The 16,055-nt window shown below is 37.9% G+C and carries 9 protein-coding genes; 8 read left to right on the plus strand and 1 reads right to left on the minus strand.

All coding sequences use genetic code 11. From position 1 onward, the window contains the following. Positions 1-342 precede the first annotated feature (342 nt). Together HMPREF9072_RS08080 and ric are read left to right on the plus strand one after the other, a co-directional pair. Positions 343-1,872 (plus strand): leucine-rich repeat domain-containing protein, encoded by a 1,530-nt coding sequence (locus HMPREF9072_RS08080; protein ID WP_009411240.1) that lies wholly within the window; start codon positions 343-345, stop codon positions 1,870-1,872. A 914-nt stretch (positions 1,873-2,786) separates the two neighbouring features. Then, positions 2,787-3,512, plus strand: a complete 726-nt coding sequence (gene ric, locus HMPREF9072_RS08085; protein WP_009411241.1) for an iron-sulfur cluster repair di-iron protein — start codon at positions 2,787-2,789, stop codon at positions 3,510-3,512. 55 nt (positions 3,513-3,567) lie between these two features. On the opposite strand, the gene uvrA is transcribed toward ric, so the two are convergent. Continuing rightward, positions 3,568-6,324: an excinuclease ABC subunit UvrA gene (gene uvrA, locus HMPREF9072_RS08090; RefSeq protein WP_009411242.1), complete on the minus strand. Its 2,757-nt coding sequence runs from the start codon at positions 6,322-6,324 to the stop codon at positions 3,568-3,570. 420 nt (positions 6,325-6,744) lie between these two features. On the opposite strand from uvrA, the gene HMPREF9072_RS08095 reads away from it, so the two are divergent. The 6 genes from HMPREF9072_RS08095 to HMPREF9072_RS08115 all read left to right on the plus strand — a co-directional run bounded on the left by HMPREF9072_RS08095 (position 6,745) and on the right by HMPREF9072_RS08115 (position 15,741). Next, a complete protein-coding gene (locus tag HMPREF9072_RS08095; RefSeq protein ID WP_034566301.1) occupies positions 6,745-7,425 on the plus strand; it encodes an SIMPL domain-containing protein in 681 nt (226 codons plus the stop codon). A gap of 11 nt (positions 7,426-7,436) precedes the next feature. Beyond that, complete coding sequence (locus tag HMPREF9072_RS12280) at positions 7,437-7,562, plus strand: FeoB-associated Cys-rich membrane protein (RefSeq protein ID WP_009411244.1); 126 nt, start codon at positions 7,437-7,439, stop codon at positions 7,560-7,562. 295 nt (positions 7,563-7,857) lie between these two features. After that, positions 7,858-10,902 (plus strand): TonB-dependent receptor, encoded by a 3,045-nt coding sequence (locus HMPREF9072_RS08100; protein WP_009411245.1) that lies wholly within the window; start codon positions 7,858-7,860, stop codon positions 10,900-10,902. Positions 10,903-10,914: 12 nt separating this feature from the next. Further along, complete coding sequence (locus tag HMPREF9072_RS08105) at positions 10,915-12,588, plus strand: RagB/SusD family nutrient uptake outer membrane protein (RefSeq protein WP_009411246.1); 1,674 nt, start codon at positions 10,915-10,917, stop codon at positions 12,586-12,588. Positions 12,589-12,607: 19 nt separating this feature from the next. Further along, complete coding sequence (locus HMPREF9072_RS08110) at positions 12,608-14,086, plus strand: hypothetical protein (protein ID WP_009411247.1); 1,479 nt, start codon at positions 12,608-12,610, stop codon at positions 14,084-14,086. A 128-nt stretch (positions 14,087-14,214) separates the two neighbouring features. Then, positions 14,215-15,741: a hypothetical protein gene (locus HMPREF9072_RS08115; RefSeq protein ID WP_009411248.1), complete on the plus strand. Its 1,527-nt coding sequence runs from the start codon at positions 14,215-14,217 to the stop codon at positions 15,739-15,741. The last annotated feature ends 314 nt before the right edge of the window (positions 15,742-16,055 follow it).

The raw sequence follows: 16,055 nt of genomic DNA on the forward strand, positions 1-16,055 counted from the left end.
AGAGCCACTGTAGAGCCACTGTAGAGCCACTGTAAAACCACTGTAAAACCACTGTAGCTCCGTACACATCACATTTGTCAATTGTCAATTGTCAATTGAAAGACTTTCTGGGTAGCTTCCTACCTATTTGTTTGATTTTCTTTAAAGAAAACCTTGTACGTTTAACCTATACTTCTCTTATTAAACAATAATTTTACTCTAATAAAGTTCTTATAATATTATTTGATTGTCAGATGTTTAAATATAAAATGTTACAAATAACACAAAATAATAGATAATATTATCTCTAAAAGTTTGTTTTGTATTGTAAAAATACCTATTTTTGTAGCGAAATTTAATTAAATGTATTTAGCAATGAAAACTAGACTAATGATGTTAGCTTTAGCAGTGTTGACTTCAGCAACCCTGTTCAGCTGCAAAAAAGACGATAAAGAGGGAGACTCTAATATCATATTAGAGAAAACGGCTGTCACCCTTAACTTAGGAGGGCAAACAACCGTGAAAGTAACTGCCCCCGACGGTATTCTAAAGCCCGAATCTGAAGATGTAGACGTGGCTATCGCCAATATGGGAAGAGATATTAATGTTATTATCTCTAGCAAAAAAGTAGGCGGTAAAGTAGGCGAAACCCGTGTGAAAATAGAAAGTAAAACGGGTGGAGTTGCCTATATCAATGTAACTGTAAAAGACAAAGAAACTAATGATAGAGGTTTAGTCGTTTTGGGTAAAACAATATTTGTTGATAGAGACCAAGAAGTAGAAGTTACCAATTTGCTCAAGAAATATAACGGTACTGTAGATAAAGTAAATATCAAATCTACTTCATCTGCTTTGGCACAAGTACGCAAAGATGGAAATAGATTTTTTGTAAAAGGAATAGGCGAAGGGCAAACTGGTGAAGTATATTTCGAAGATACCGCGGGTGAGAAAGACGATAAAGGATTCCCTAAAGGAAGTTTTATCGTACACGTACGAGCTCCTTTTACTGCTGCAATTCAAAATGTAGAAATAGGGATAGGAGGAAAACCTAGACGTATTGATTTAAATAATATTTATAATAATTCATTTACTATTGGCACTTACGATAGTAGTATTGCTACTATTGAATATGCGAAAGAATTAGTTGGTGCAGATATAGAGAAAGAGAATGGTAAATATACGGGTGTTAAAATATTTGGGAAAAAAGAAGGAACTTTAACAGTAGAGCTTACTAATAGTGATGGTGATAATGGTAAGGGAAATAAACTTATACTTACTATTGCTGTTAGAAAATCAGATGACTCAAATTATATTGTTAAAGATGGTGTACTTTTAGGAATAAAGACAGGTGTAAAATTGAAAGGAAATATTACTCTTCCACCTAATATTACTAAAGTAGCACGTAGGGCTTTTGCAGGACAAAATGAGCTTACAGGAATAGATTTTAATAATGTTACAGAGATAGAAGGTAAGTTGTTTAATGAAAATGAGACAGATCTTTATTCTTTTAATGTTAATGTTTCATATATCAAATTTCCTAAAATTAAAAAGATTGGAGATTCTTCTTTTAGAATGGCCAGAAGTTTAACGAAGGTAGAATTTCCTGCTACTTTAACCCACTTAGGACAAAATGCATTCAGTAATTGTACTGCATTACAACACGTAGCTTTTAGAGGAACAGTTCCTCCAAAAGGATTAGGAGCTTTACCAGAGGGTAAAGATGTTCCAGCTCCTGAAATAGATAACATAAGAGATGTTTTTTCAAACGGAAACGGTAAGATACAGTTGTATATTCCATTATCAAGTAAAGCTGATTATGATAGAGTTATCTCACAGTCTGATTTCCGCGCAGGAGGTATATACAACCCTAAAGATATTTCAGAATTTAAATAATAGACAAGATAGTTGGAGAAGATATACTTTTAGTAGTCTTATTCATAAGAATTAAATATTTAATAATAGGGAAAACCGTTATAAGTATTGCAACTTATAACGGTTTTTTATGTATAATCTTTCAAGCACTCCAATTCTGAAATCAATTGTCCGTCGTGCTACTACTTTCTGAGGCATAGTTTCGCTCTTTAGTTTAAAGTGCCTGCCGTGCTACGGACGGCTCAAATAAAAAGAGGCTTCTAACCCCTTAGAAGCCTCTTGAATTTAATAATAAAAAAGAAAACTTAAAAATAAAAATTATGAAAAAAACTTTTTGTTTACAATTACATTCTTGTTTTTATACACAACTTGTAGTTCGTTTATTTCTTTGTTGTTGGTTATGAAAAAGTCTCTTATCTTTTTTGATGGCACAAAGATACGTTAAAAAATGTAACTGCCAAAAAATATTCAAAAAAATATGCAAAAAAATATAACTATTGTCGCTGAAATTCTTATTTTACTGTTAATAATTACACACTAAATCTTTAAAAACACTGCGTTTTATCTGTTAAAAAACCGTTTTTAACAGATAAAACGCAAAGAAAATGTTAAAATCCCGAGAATAATGCAAAGAATGTTAAAGTTTTATTTTTGCCCTTTTAAGACAATATTATCTTCTTTAAAATGTCCAAAATCCTTATAAAAAAGCTATTGTGTTACCCTTTCCTTTATTCATTTTAGAACGATAAAAGGATTTAAGTATCTTCTTAATGTTAAAACAAAGGTCTTAAATATTTGTTAATGTAAAAGGAATGTTAAAAGCAAAAACTACCTTATTTCTAAGATATAGTATTTGTATAATAAATAAAAAAGATATAATACACTTTTATTATCCGGATACTTTTCGTACCTTTGCCCTCTCAAATTAAATCATTATGAGTATAACAACAAACAAAACCATTGGCGAAATCGTAGCCGACGATTTTCGCACTGCCGCTATATTTAAAAAACACGGTATTGATTTTTGCTGCAAAGGCGGTCGTACTATCGACGAAGCCTGTGAGAAAAAAGGAGTAGAGAAAAACGCGCTTATTAGCGAGTTGGAAGCGCTCCCCAAAGGCAATAGCAACGAGGTCGATGTACGCGATTGGCCTCTCGACTTGCTTGCTAACTATATTGTGCGCATTCATCACCAATACGTGCGCGACAAAACCCCTATGCTTTTGCAGTTTCTCGATAAGCTATGTCGTGTGCACGGCGAGCGTCACCCTGAACTCTTTGAAATCAATCGTATTTTTAATGAGAGTGCTCGTGATCTCGAGTCGCATTTTAAAAAAGAAGAAGGAGTGCTTTTCCCTTTTATCGAAAGCCTCGTAAAAGCACAACAATCAGGGCAACCTCTTGGCGATATACCTTTCGGTACGGTAGAGAACCCTATCGCAATGATGATGCACGAACACAGTACAGAAGGTGAGCGTTTCGAGGAAATAGTAAAGCTTACCAATAACTATACGCCTCCTGCCGACGCTTGTAATACTTACAAGGTAACGTATCAAATGTTGCAAGAGTTTGAAACCGATTTAAATCGTCATATTCACCTCGAAAACAATATCCTTTTCCCTAAAGCTATTGCTTTGGAAAAACAACTTCGTCAAGCGTAGTTTATTATTAGGATTATCAATAAAAAAGAGTTCGGTAAGAATACCGAACTCTTTTTTATTTCAGTTTTAAGTATTTTCCTGTGTAGCTTTGTTTGTTTTTAGCGATTTCTTCGGGCGTACCTGTTGCTATGAGATTACCTCCCTTAGCACCGCCTTCTAAGCCTAAATCTATCACGTAGTCAGCCGATTTTATCATCTCTACATTGTGCTCTATAATAATTACCGAATGCCCTTTTTCTATGAGAGCTTGCAGTGAGTCTAAGAGCTTTCGAATGTCGTGAAAGTGCAACCCCGTAGTAGGCTCATCGAAGATGAAAAGCACCTTTTCTTTACTGTCCGATTTCGATAGAAACGAGGCTAATTTTATCCGTTGGGCTTCCCCACCCGATAGGGTAGAGGAGGACTGCCCCAGTGTTACATACCCCAAACCTACATCTTGCAAAGGTTTGAGTTTTTCAGCTATTTTGGTTTGTTTGTGCTTTTGAAAGAAGGCTACTGCATCATCGATAGTAGTGTTCAGCAGGTCATCTATGTTTTTGCCTTCGTACATCACTTCAAGCACTTCTTTTTTGAAGCGTTTGCCTCCACAAGCCTCACAAGTGAGGTGCACATCAGCCATAAATTGCATTTCTATGGTTACTTCACCCTCTCCTTTACATACTTCACAACGCCCACCATCAACGTTGAACGAGAAGTGTTTAGATTGGAAATTCCGCATCTTTGCCAATTTCTGATTTGCAAAGAGGGCGCGAATATCGTCGTAAGCCTTAATATAGGTAATAGGATTTGAACGGGTAGATTTGCCAATAGGGTTTTGGTCTACAAACTCCACACTTTGCAAGTGCTTGTATTTGCCCTCTATTTTAGTAAACTGACCGATTTTCTCTCCGCCTAAATCCAATTCTTTTTGAATAGCAGGATAGAGTAGCTTTTTCATCAAAGTCGATTTTCCACTACCCGATACCCCTGTAACTACCGTGAGCATATCCAAAGGGAAGGTGACATCTATATTTTTAAGGTTGTTCTCGCGACAGCCTACCAAAGTGATGTAGTGAGGCGAAGTGCGTCGCTTTTTGGGTACTTCAATTGTTAAGCGCCCACTGAGGTATTTCCCCGTAAGGGTGTTGGCTTTTAGAAGTTCGTTGTAAGTGCCTGTCGCTACTACTTCGCCACCGTGCGTACCCGCTTCAGGACCTATATCGATGATGTAGTCGGCAGCTTTCATAATATCCTCATCGTGCTCCACCACAATCACCGTATTGCCTAAGTCGCGCAAGGATTTTAGTACGCTTATCAGTCGTTCGGTATCGCGCGGGTGCAAACCGATACTGGGCTCATCGAGTATGTACATAGAGCCTACCAAACTACTGCCCAACGAGGTCGCTAAGTTAATGCGCTGGCTTTCCCCCCCTGAGAGCGTGTTCGATTTTCGGTTGAGCGTTAAGTAACCTAAGCCCACATCGGTGAGGAATTGCAAGCGGTTGTTAATTTCTAAAAGCAATCGTTTGGCTACCTCTTGCTCATAGTCGGTGAGTTTGAGTTCTTTGAAAAAGACTTGTAGTTCTTCAATAGGCAATTCTACCAAGTCCGAAATACTTTTGCCTGCTATTTTCACGTAGTTAGCCTCTTTGCGCAAACGCTTGCCGTGGCATTCGTGACAACGCGTTTTTCCGCGATAGCGTGCCAAGAGCACTCGGTTTTGTATTTTGTAACTTTTCTCTTCTAACTCTTTGAAAAAATCGGTGAGTCCTGTGAAATACTTGTTGCCGTCCCAAACCAATTGTTTCTGCTCATCGGTGAGCTCAAACCAAGGCTTGTGTATCGGGAAATCGAACTTATAGGCGTTATTCACCAATTGGTCACGAAACCAACTCATCGTCTCGCCACGCCAAGGATAGATAGCATTCTCGTAGACCGAAAGACCTGTGTTAGGTACGATAAGGTCTTCATCAAGTCCGATAGTATCACCATAACCATCGCATTTTGGGCAAGCCCCATAAGGGTTGTTAAAGCTGAATAAGTGTACGTTAGGCTCTAAAAAAGTGATACCGTCCAACTCAAACCGATTGCTGAAATGCGTTTGTACCACTCCGTCCATTTCTTGAATGTAGCATTCACCCTTCCCTTCAAAGAAAGCGGTGTCTACGGCATCGGCAAGGCGGTGCTGAAAGTCTTCGTCGTGACGCACAACCACCCTATCTACTACCAATTGGAAATTGTCGAGATTCTTAGGCAAATTGTCTTCCTCAAGACGAATGATTTCTTCTTTGTGCAGAATGCGTGCATAGCCCTGTTGTAATAGGAGTTTGAGCACTTGCTCTACGGTACGGTCTTTGGGGATACTCACAGGGGCTAAAAGCAACAGTTTTGTGCCTTCGGGATAGCGCATCACTGCATCTACCACATCGGTAACCGTATGTTTTTTCACCTCTTGACCTGAAATAGGAGAATATGTTTTTCCGATACGAGCGAAGAGCAGTTTCAAGTAGTCGTACACCTCGGTAGAAGTGCCCACAGTAGAACGTGGGTTCGAGGTGTTTACTTTCTGCTGAATAGCAATGGCAGGGGCAATCCCTATGATATTGTCTACTTTGGGTTTGTCTAACTTACCCAAAAACTGACGCGCGTACGACGATAGGCTCTCCACATAACGGCGCTGTCCTTCGGCGTAAAGCGTGTCAAATGCCAATGATGATTTGCCCGAGCCCGAAAGTCCTGTAATCACCACTAACTTATTACGAGGAATTCCTACAGTTATATTTTTAAGGTTGTGCAATTTCGCACCCTTTATAAGTATCTCTTTGGTTTTCATTTTTATCTATTAGGGAGGGCAAAGGTACGAAATAATTAACAAATAGGCTAATTGGTAAAAATCTTATTATAGCAACCGCAATTTCGTGCGGTTAACCTAAGTTGTTAGTTATTTTGCGCTCGACAAGTCTAACTCGTAAAACGAGTGATATTAGCAGATAGGAGCACTAAAAACTCAATCAGTATTCACTTAGTATTCAGTTAATCTTTGGTTAGTCTTCATTGTAGAGCCACTGTAGAGCCACTGTAGAGCCACTCTTCGTCCATCTATCCTATAAGCTTTGTATAGTCCTCTCCCAAATTAACCATTAATCATTAACCATTAATCATTAGCTAATTTCCAAATTATCCGCTTGCCTATTGTGCTACAACCTCGCATCTTTGGCATATAAATTGCATATAATAAACTAAAAACAAACATATGAAACAGTACATTTTATTATTCTCATTGGTCTCTACAATGGCAATAGCACAAACCCAAACGCCTTCAGTGCAAGTGGTCGGTGAAGGCATTGTATATGTTACCCCCGATATCGTAAACATCTCTATCAGTATAGAAAGAGAAGGACTTGACCTTAAAAATTTGCGACAAAAAAACAGTGAAGAAGTAGCCAAAGTCTTGGAGACTTTAAGTAAAGAACTGCCAAAGGAAAACTTCCAAACCAGCTATGTTTCACTTTATAAAGACGATTATAACAAGATTAATAAATATCGCGTTTTACAAAATATTACTATCAAATTAGAAGATATTAGCAAATACGATAGTTTAATGAACGCTATTTTCGATGCAGGCGTAAACCGTATCAACAGTGTAAGTTTCGATGTGAAGAATAAAGAAAAGCATTTGCAAGACGCTCGTGTAGCTGCCATTGAAGATGCTCGTAAAAAAGCACTACTCTATGCGGTAAGTTTAGACCAAAATATAGGCAAAGCCATTGCTGTTAAAGAACTTTCATCAAACTTTAACGATGTACAACCTACTTTCAGATCCAGTAAAATGAGTTTAGGTAGTAGCGGAGCAGAAGCCAATGACACCTTAGCAATAGGCAAAATAGCAGTAGAAGCACAAATAAATGTAGCTTTTGAATTACTCAATAAATAGATATTTTTACTATGAGTACACAAGAAATCATCGCTTATATATTAGTTGTTATAGCAGTAGGCTATCTCGTAAAAACACTTTTTTTTAGAAAGAAAAAGAAAAGTTGTGGAGGAGGAACTGATTGTAAGTGTGGATAAAAATAACGAGATTTTTCTCGGCATTGTAATATATTTTTAAATTGCGCAGCCCCCTTTTTGGGGGCTTTTTTTATCTTTTATTCTTTTGTTTTTATCTTTTTTCTATTTGTTATAGGCTATTTTTCTTTTTATTACTTTCTTAGAGCTTCTTTTTAGCCTTTGATTATGAATGTCTTAAAACTCATTAGACAATTTTAAACCTTTTATAGACGATTTTAAACCTCTATTTTTTCGATTATTTTGTACTTTTGAGCCATCAAAACCATACGAAAACAAACGAACAAACAACCATTGTATGAAAAGAAATCTATTTTTATCAGTTCTGTTGTTCTTATTAGTGAGTTGGAGCTATGCGCAACAACGCACTATCCGTGGAACTGTCAGCGATGCTACTACCAAAGAGCCCCTAATGAGTGCTTCGGTAGTAATTAAAGGAACTAGTAAGGGTGTCAGTACCGATATGAGCGGTAAGTATACCATAGAGGTATCGGTAGGGCAAACCTTAGAAGTCTCATTTATGGGTTATGTAACTCAAAATGTAAAAGTAACCGCCAATACACCTTCACCTTTGAATATTGCTCTTGCCGAAGAGCAAAGAAAGTTAGACGAAGTAGTGGTCGTAGGTTATGGCGTTACCAAAGTACGTGATTTAGCAGGTGCTATTACCTCCATCAAGACCAATGATGTAAAAGCAGGGGTGGTAGCCGATATGTCACAGATGTTAAAGGGTCGTGCCTCAGGAGTACAAGTGCGCCAAAACTCACTCGAGCCTGGTGGTAATGTATCTATCCGTGTGCGTGGTGCTTCTTCAGTAAGTGCCGATAACGAACCTCTTTATGTAATCGATGGATTCCAAACAGATAATATGTCGCAAATCAGTATAGACGACATCGAATCAATCGAAATCTTAAAAGATGCCTCTACTACTGCTATTTACGGAGCTCGTGGTGCTAATGGGGTTATCCTTATTACTACTAAAAAAGGTAAAGAAGGTAGCTTTAATGTAGAGTACTCTAACCAAACATCTTATAAGAATATGTATAATCCTTGGGATTTGCTTGATGCTGGAGAAACCATAGCACTTACCCGTCGCTTATATGAACAAACCCAAGACGCCGCTTATGGCAAATGGACAGCTCAACAAGCTACCTATCGCGGTAAAGGTACCGATTGGCTCAAAGAAACCACTCACGATGCCTTTACTGTATTGCATCAACTTTCTGTATCAGGAGGTACTGACCGTTTATCTGCTTTTATGTCAGGTAACTACCTTACCGAACCTGGTATTCTGCTCAATACCGATTATAATCGTTATGGAGGACGTATCAATTTGCAGTACAAGATAAGTCCGAAAGTAAGAGCGGGTGCTAATATGAGTTTTTCCAAATCTAAAAAGAAATTCTTAGATATGGGTACAGTCTCTTCTGATAAAAATATTATGTATCGTATCTTTAATTTGGAACCTTGGAAAAATAAAGAAGGTTTCGATGTGTTTGGAACTAAAGACCGTCGTCCTGCTGTGTTCGAAGAAATGAGCGGAGCACAACTCTATCGCCATTTTAATACAATGTATGCAACCGCTTATGCCGATATTGATTTGTTACCTTCACTTACTATCAATGGTCGTTATACCTATGCTTATGACCATTTAAAAACTGAAAAGTATTATGACCGTTCTACTTCTATAGGTCAGTCTTACAAAGGACAAGCATTTCTCAGTCACGAAGAAAACGTAAAACACCAAATAGAAGGTGTGGCTACTTATCACCCTAAAATGGAAGGTAAACACGATGTAAAAGTAACCGCAGGTACTTCTTACATTTATCAAAGAGGTAAAGGAGATGAAGTGCAAGCCTATGGTTTTGCTTCCGATGTATTCTCTTTCAAAAATATTGGAGCAGCTCAACACTTAGATTGGATAGGTTCAGGTGAATCCTCAATCAAAAAAGCTTCTGTTTTTGGTCGTGCCGAATACATCTTCAATAACCGTTATATTATCAACGCTTCAGTTCGTGCCGATGGTTCATCAGTGTTTGGTGCTGACTATCGTTGGGGTATATTTCCTGCGGGGTCTATCGCTTGGCACTTAGGTGAAGAAGAGTTTATGAAATTTGCTAAACCTCTTTTCTCTCGTATCAAATTGCGCACTAGCTATGGACTTAGTGGTAACGATGGTATCCGCTTTGGTTTATCACAATACCAATACTCTGTACGCGATGTGTATATTGGTAATGATGTGAACTCTAAAGGTATGTATCCTTCTAATCCCTACAATCCAAAACTCCGCTGGGAAACCACTGCACAATGGAATGCCGGTATCGATTTAGTGGTTGGTAGAGTAGAAGCCAGCTTCGATTATTATATCAAACGCACTCACGACTTGTTAAACCCTGACCCTATTCACCCTTCAGGAGGTTTCCCTAACTATACTAACGACGGTCGCCGTTTTGAGTATACCGCAATGATGGTAAACGATGGTGAGATTGAAAACCGAGGCTTTGAAGTGGCTATCAAATCTACCAATATCAATAAAAACGATTTTGTGTGGACTACAGCATTTAACTTCTCTCATAACCGCAGTGAGGTATTGAAACTCAACGATGGAAAACCACGTTTTCAGTATATACGTCCTCACGGTTCTTATGACGAAAAAGAATATATGATGCTCAAAGAAGGTGAACCTCTTAGTGCTATCTATGGTTATGAGTTCGATGGTATCCTTCAAGAAGGTGAAACTTATGCACCACAGCCTAACTCAGCACCTGGTGACCCTAAGTTTAAAGACCTCAATGGTGATGGTAAAATAGACGAAAAAGACCGTACTGTATTGGGTACTGGTATCCCTAAAACTATCATAGGTCTTAACAATAGTTTTACCTATAAAGGGTTTGACTTCTCTTTCTTCTTTGAAGCCTCATTAGGAGCCAAGATGCTTAACTTAACTCGTATTTATTTGGAAGATAATAACCGCCTTTCAGATTCAGCTGACCGTTGGACAAAAGCGCACGCTTCTAACAGTGTGCCTCGTAATGGTTATCAAAAAACAGCTAAATTGCAATATGGTTCTTATGTGAACTCTCGTTTTGTAGAAGATGCCGATTTCGTAAAATTGCGCAATGTTGAGTTAGGATATACCTTCACAGGCAGTCAATGGAATATGAAAACTCTTAAAACAATGCGTGTGTTTGTAGGAGGCCAAAACTTGCTTACCTTCACTAAATACCAAGGTTTCGACCCCGATATCAGTACCAATGGTAGTAGTGCTATTGCACAAGGTTTGGATTTAAACTCTTATCCTGCTTACAGAACCATTAACTTTGGAGTGAAATTAACTTTTTAACGCAAAAGAATAATGAAAACGAATTATAAACTATATACATTGGTAGGTCTTTTAGGACTCTCGTTTACCGCTTGTGAACTCAAAGAAGATTTAAGTTCAGTTTACAATGCCAATAACGCCTATACTACCGAAGAAAATGCACAAGAAGGTGTAAACGGAATTTACCGTTACCTTCTTGGGGCTACACACACAAGCAACTTCTATATCAACGATATGTCTACTGATGACTGTTTTAAAGATGGTATTGCTTTCGAGATATACAATGAAAATGGTCTCTCTGGCAACGTAGAACTTGCGAGATGCTACAATGGTAACTGGCAAATGATTGGTTGTGCCAATACTGCTATTGACAATATCTCAATGATTCCTGAATCTCGTTTCAAAACCGCCGATAGGAAACCAGAGCTCTTAGCCGAAGCCCACTTTTTGCGCGCTTTTGCCTTCTATCAGCTTACCAATGCTTTTTATCGAGTACCTTTGATAACAAATGGTTTCTACGAAGCTGATGCTAACCCTACTTTGGCTACTGTTGAGGAATTAGATGACCAAATAGAACAAGATTTGCTCATTGCTACTAATAACCTTCCCGATGAATGGGGTACTACAACAGAGGGAGCTTCAGGTCGTCCTACCAAAGGCGCTGCTTATGGCTATTTGATGCGTCTTAATATGCGTAAAGCAGGGCGTTTGCGTGAAGAAGGTAAAGATGCTACCGCTGCTTGGCAAGCTGCTTTAATGTATGCAGACCAAGTGATAACCTCAGGTAAATACGCCTTACAAGCTAAAGTGTTTGATGTGTTCGACCCTTCTAAGCCAGAAACCTTAAATAATAACGAGATTATCTTTGCTATACGAGCAAGTGATAAAGTGCCCTCAGGTTCTTCAGATTTAGCTTTGTATTTCACTCCTTGGGAATATGATATGGGCTGGAACAATATCAATATGCCTCTGGAATTGTACTGGAAGTTTGATAGTGACGACCAACGCCTCAAAGAGCTTATTGTAACTTCTTTCAAAAACGTGTACGGAAAACCTATAAAGTACATATCTCCTAAACTTAATGAAGTAGGAACGCTTAGGAATGAAGCAAGTAATCCGCAAATAGTAGAGAATGATGCGATATATACTAAAAAGTACAAATATACCAAACCAGGAACCTATAATTATAATACACCTAATAACCTCATCTTATTGCGTTATGCTGATGTATTGCTTTGCAAAGCTGAAATTCTTAATGAGCTCAATGGACCTACTCAAGAATCAGTGGATTTGATTAATAAAATCCGTGAGAGAGCTTTTGAAAATAGCAACCACAATTATACCTTGGCAAACTTTGCTTCTAAAGAAGATATGCGTAGTAAATTGTGTGATGAACGCTTGTTTGAGCTTAATATGGAGGGAGTTCGTCGTGTAGACCTTATCCGTATGGGATTATGGAAAGACCGCTTAGATGCTTATATGGATCTTGTTAAACAGAAATTGGAAACTAAAGAGGCCAATCTAAATGCCAGAAGAGACCCTAATGTAGTAAAAAATCCTTATGATTTGAGTCCTGAATGGAAAGTGTATCCTAAGTTCAGCAATCCGTTTAAACCTTATGACAAACGTAGGTATTACCCTATACCAGGGGTGTATAGTAACAAATTCCCTGACCTACAAAACAACCGTTCTTTTAGAGAACAATAATTCTTAAATGTAAACTCATATGAAAACCTATACAAAACCAATACTGATGGCTGTTGCGATGCTTAGTATGATAGGCTGCGACAAAAGCGATGTAGATGGGCGTTTTAACGATAACCCACGCAGTGAGATAGGAACTCCACAAGAAGGCAGTTTGGTTACTGCTAAACAAGTGAAGTGGAACTTTGATAATACTAACGATTGGCTTAATGCCAGTCAAGGAGAACAGGCTAATATCTCACAAACTTCAGTGGAAAGCAATACTGAAGCTGAAGATGGTAAAGTAGTGAAAATATTCACTAAAGCAGGTACCAAAGAGCGTAAAAAGCTCAAAACTAAAAAACAATACGGAGCAGGACTCTACACTTGGCGTGCCTATATCTCTGATTTAGGAACTACTGAACGTGTGAGCATAGGCTCTTGGTTGTGGAATAGCGATAAACACGAATTGGACTTCGAGGTGGGTTCTGGTACGGCTAAAGACCGTGATGCCTTAGGAGCTGCTGATGACGAAGTGATTGCTTATATTACCAGCCAGGATAACCCAGCTTTACACCAAAAGGTAAAAATCAAGAAGAATGCTTGGCATACGTTCCAAATTGACCTAAAATTAGCAGGAGGAAAGTATTTTGCTACTTGGCTTATTGATGATGTAAAGTGTGCCGCTCAGCAACTTACTTATGGGCAAGAGCACCCTTTTTATATCTTTTGTAGTACTGAGAACTTAAAGTTTGTAGGGGATAGCTGGCCTTATAAGAACAATTATGGTTTATGGGATTATGTAACCTATACACCTTACCCATATTCTATGGAACCTACAGAACCTCAAAACCAACTTAACCCACCTGACCCAGAACCAGAACCTGACGCAGGAGAAACAAAGGTATGGACATTTAATGCCTTCCCAGATGATTGGGGAAGATGGGCAAGAGCTAATGTAGAAGTTAATAATAAAATAGAAAATGGAAAATTGGTGCTTACTACTTCTCCTAATTGTGATGTTTCAAAAATATTCCATAAAACTCGAGCAGGTTATGGAAAATACACTTGTTCTATTCGTTTACCAAAGGTAGACAAATCTGCTAAGATACAATTAGGTATGAATCTTTATAATGAAACTCCGGAATATTTCTTCTTAATGATGGCTCGTTATGGAGATAATGCAGAACGCAAACGTTTGGGAGCTAAGACAGGAGAATTGTTACTCTTTGTACAATCTATATCGCCTGCTATAGAAGAGTATGTAGCAGTGTTAAAACCTAACAAAGACTACAAGTTTACTATTGACCTCAAAAAAGTGGGTGATAACTATGGAGTTGAATTTTCTCTTGACCAAAATGTTGTAAAGAGTTTGGCAGTGGCTAAATTTGGAGAAGAGAAGATGAAATTTGAATGGAGTGTTTCAGCAGAATGTAATAGAGGGACTTGGCTACCAGGTGAAACGCTAGAAGAAGGACAGTATAGTGCTACTTTCAACTTTATTGAATATACCGCCTATTAGTAGTAATCGATGTTTATCTATAAATGGCAAATTGATTTTTCTGAGGCTGTCTCACCTCCAACAACGAGACAGCCTCTTTTTCTTAAATAGGAAACTAAGAATAAAGCATACAACTTAATGATTTTAGTATGAAAAAAACATTTATTTTTTCATTGATGACCTTGTTCATCTATGTTGGTTGTAAGATAGATTCTGAGGAAACTACCCGCAACGCAACAACTACATCAAGCGATGGACAATCGCTTAATGCTGCACAACAGGCTCAAAAAGGGGTAATGTTTTGGGAGTTTGATGCTCCTTCTAACGATTGGATAGAAGCCAATCAGAACAGTAAGCCTAATTGCTATAAGATACAACATAGCCCTGGCTGTACAAACGGTGGACTTATTATTCACACAGAAGTGAACACTTTGCAACGCAACAAACTCAAAACTGTAAAACAATATGGAGCGGGAGTATATGAGTGGAGATTGTATGTTCCTAAATTGGAGAAAGGAGCCCAAACAAGTGTGAATTGCTTTCTTTACAAAGATGACAGTCACGAATTGGCTATCAAAGTCTATTCAGGAAAGAATGCGGAACGCTCTCAAATGAGACTTACTGATAATCAAGTAATAGCAGAATTGGGTGGTTACGGAATGGCTACTAAAAAGATAGCTATTACCCAACAAGATTGGCATAGGTTTAAGATAGAATTGAAGTTAGTGAATGGTAATTATCACGCTATCCTTACAGTAGATGGAAGAGAAGGAAAGGATAAATTGGAAGGAACACTTGATTATGGTCAAGACAACCTTTTCAATATCTTTTGTAGTGTAGAGAACTTACCAAAAGTAGGTGATAGACCTGCTACCACTCCTACAACAGGTGTATGGGATAATGTTAAGTATACGCCCAATGGTGGAGCTGTAGTTCCTACACCTAAGCCTACACCTAACCCTAAGCCTGATAATCCTGTTGGAACTTACAGATGGCACTTTAGTTCTTATCCTCTTTCAGATTGGATTTTAGCCAACCAAGAACCTAATAAGAATGTAGACCATTGTTCATCAGTTTATAAAGATGGTTGTGACGATGGTAAGGCTTTGAAGATATGGACAAAGGCAGGGACAAAAGAGCGGAAAAAATTAAAGACAAAACAAATGTTTGGTGCAGGGATTTACACTTGGCGTGTTTTCATTCCTACAATGAATATTGGTGAAAGAGTGAGCGTAGGTTCTTGGCTTTATAACGATGACCAACACGAAGTAGATTTTGAGGTTGGTTCAGGGACTATTAAAAAAAGAGAAGAAGCTCACGCAACGAAAAACAATCAGTTGATAGCTTATATTACAAGCCAAAATAATCCAGAACTACATCACGATACTGAGATTGTTACAGTTGATAGGGTAAATAAAGGATCGTGGCATACTTTTCAGATAAGATTGGAAATAAATCAAGCTATTAATGGTCAGAACTATATCATCACTTGGGCTATAGATGGAGTAGACCGTTATAAGTCAAAACTAAACTATGGACAAGAAAAATTATTTCATATATTTTGTAGTGTAGAGAACTTAGACTTTTTAGGAGAACGTCCTACTACAGAAGATGTTGTAGGCTTATGGGATTATGTAACTTATCAACCATATCCTTATTCTTATAAACCTCGCTAATAAAACGAGACTTACATATTGCTTTTATAAATGGCTGGTAAAGGGGTTGTAATTATCTACCTTTATAGAATATTAATAGAATTGCTTTGTTGTTAGTTAAAACGGTATTCATTACAACCCTCACACCAGTTTGTATAGTGAAAAGTGAAAAATTATTAGGATAAAGAGTTTTCGAGCTTTTCGGAAGGAAACGGAGATTTTCAAAAGGAGTAATTTAGATAAAAGGTAAAAGATGAGCTGTAAATTAGGTGGGGTTAGCTTATAGAGAGCTTATAGGAACCTTATACGAATCTTGGACGATTGGTATAGAAAGG

The organism is Capnocytophaga sp. oral taxon 324 str. F0483, from assembly GCF_000318315.2.
Classification (GTDB): domain Bacteria; phylum Bacteroidota; class Bacteroidia; order Flavobacteriales; family Flavobacteriaceae; genus Capnocytophaga; species Capnocytophaga ochracea.

Bases quoted from the DNA above. Each gene is read 5' to 3' on its own strand.
- ric (WP_009411241.1), top strand. From the start codon at position 2,787: ATGAGTATAACAACAAACAAAACCATTGGCGAAATCGTAGCCGACGAT.
- HMPREF9072_RS08110 (WP_009411247.1), top strand. From the start codon at position 12,608: ATGAAAACCTATACAAAACCAATACTGATGGCTGTTGCGATGCTTAGT.
- HMPREF9072_RS08115 (WP_009411248.1), top strand. From the start codon at position 14,215: ATGAAAAAAACATTTATTTTTTCATTGATGACCTTGTTCATCTATGTT.
- HMPREF9072_RS08105 (WP_009411246.1), top strand. From the start codon at position 10,915: ATGAAAACGAATTATAAACTATATACATTGGTAGGTCTTTTAGGACTC.
- HMPREF9072_RS08100 (WP_009411245.1), top strand. From the start codon at position 7,858: ATGAAAAGAAATCTATTTTTATCAGTTCTGTTGTTCTTATTAGTGAGT.
- uvrA (WP_009411242.1), bottom strand. From the start codon at position 6,324: ATGAAAACCAAAGAGATACTTATAAAGGGTGCGAAATTGCACAACCTT.
- HMPREF9072_RS08080 (WP_009411240.1), top strand. From the start codon at position 343: ATGTATTTAGCAATGAAAACTAGACTAATGATGTTAGCTTTAGCAGTG.
- HMPREF9072_RS12280 (WP_009411244.1), top strand. From the start codon at position 7,437: ATGAGTACACAAGAAATCATCGCTTATATATTAGTTGTTATAGCAGTA.
- HMPREF9072_RS08095 (WP_034566301.1), top strand. From the start codon at position 6,745: ATGAAACAGTACATTTTATTATTCTCATTGGTCTCTACAATGGCAATA.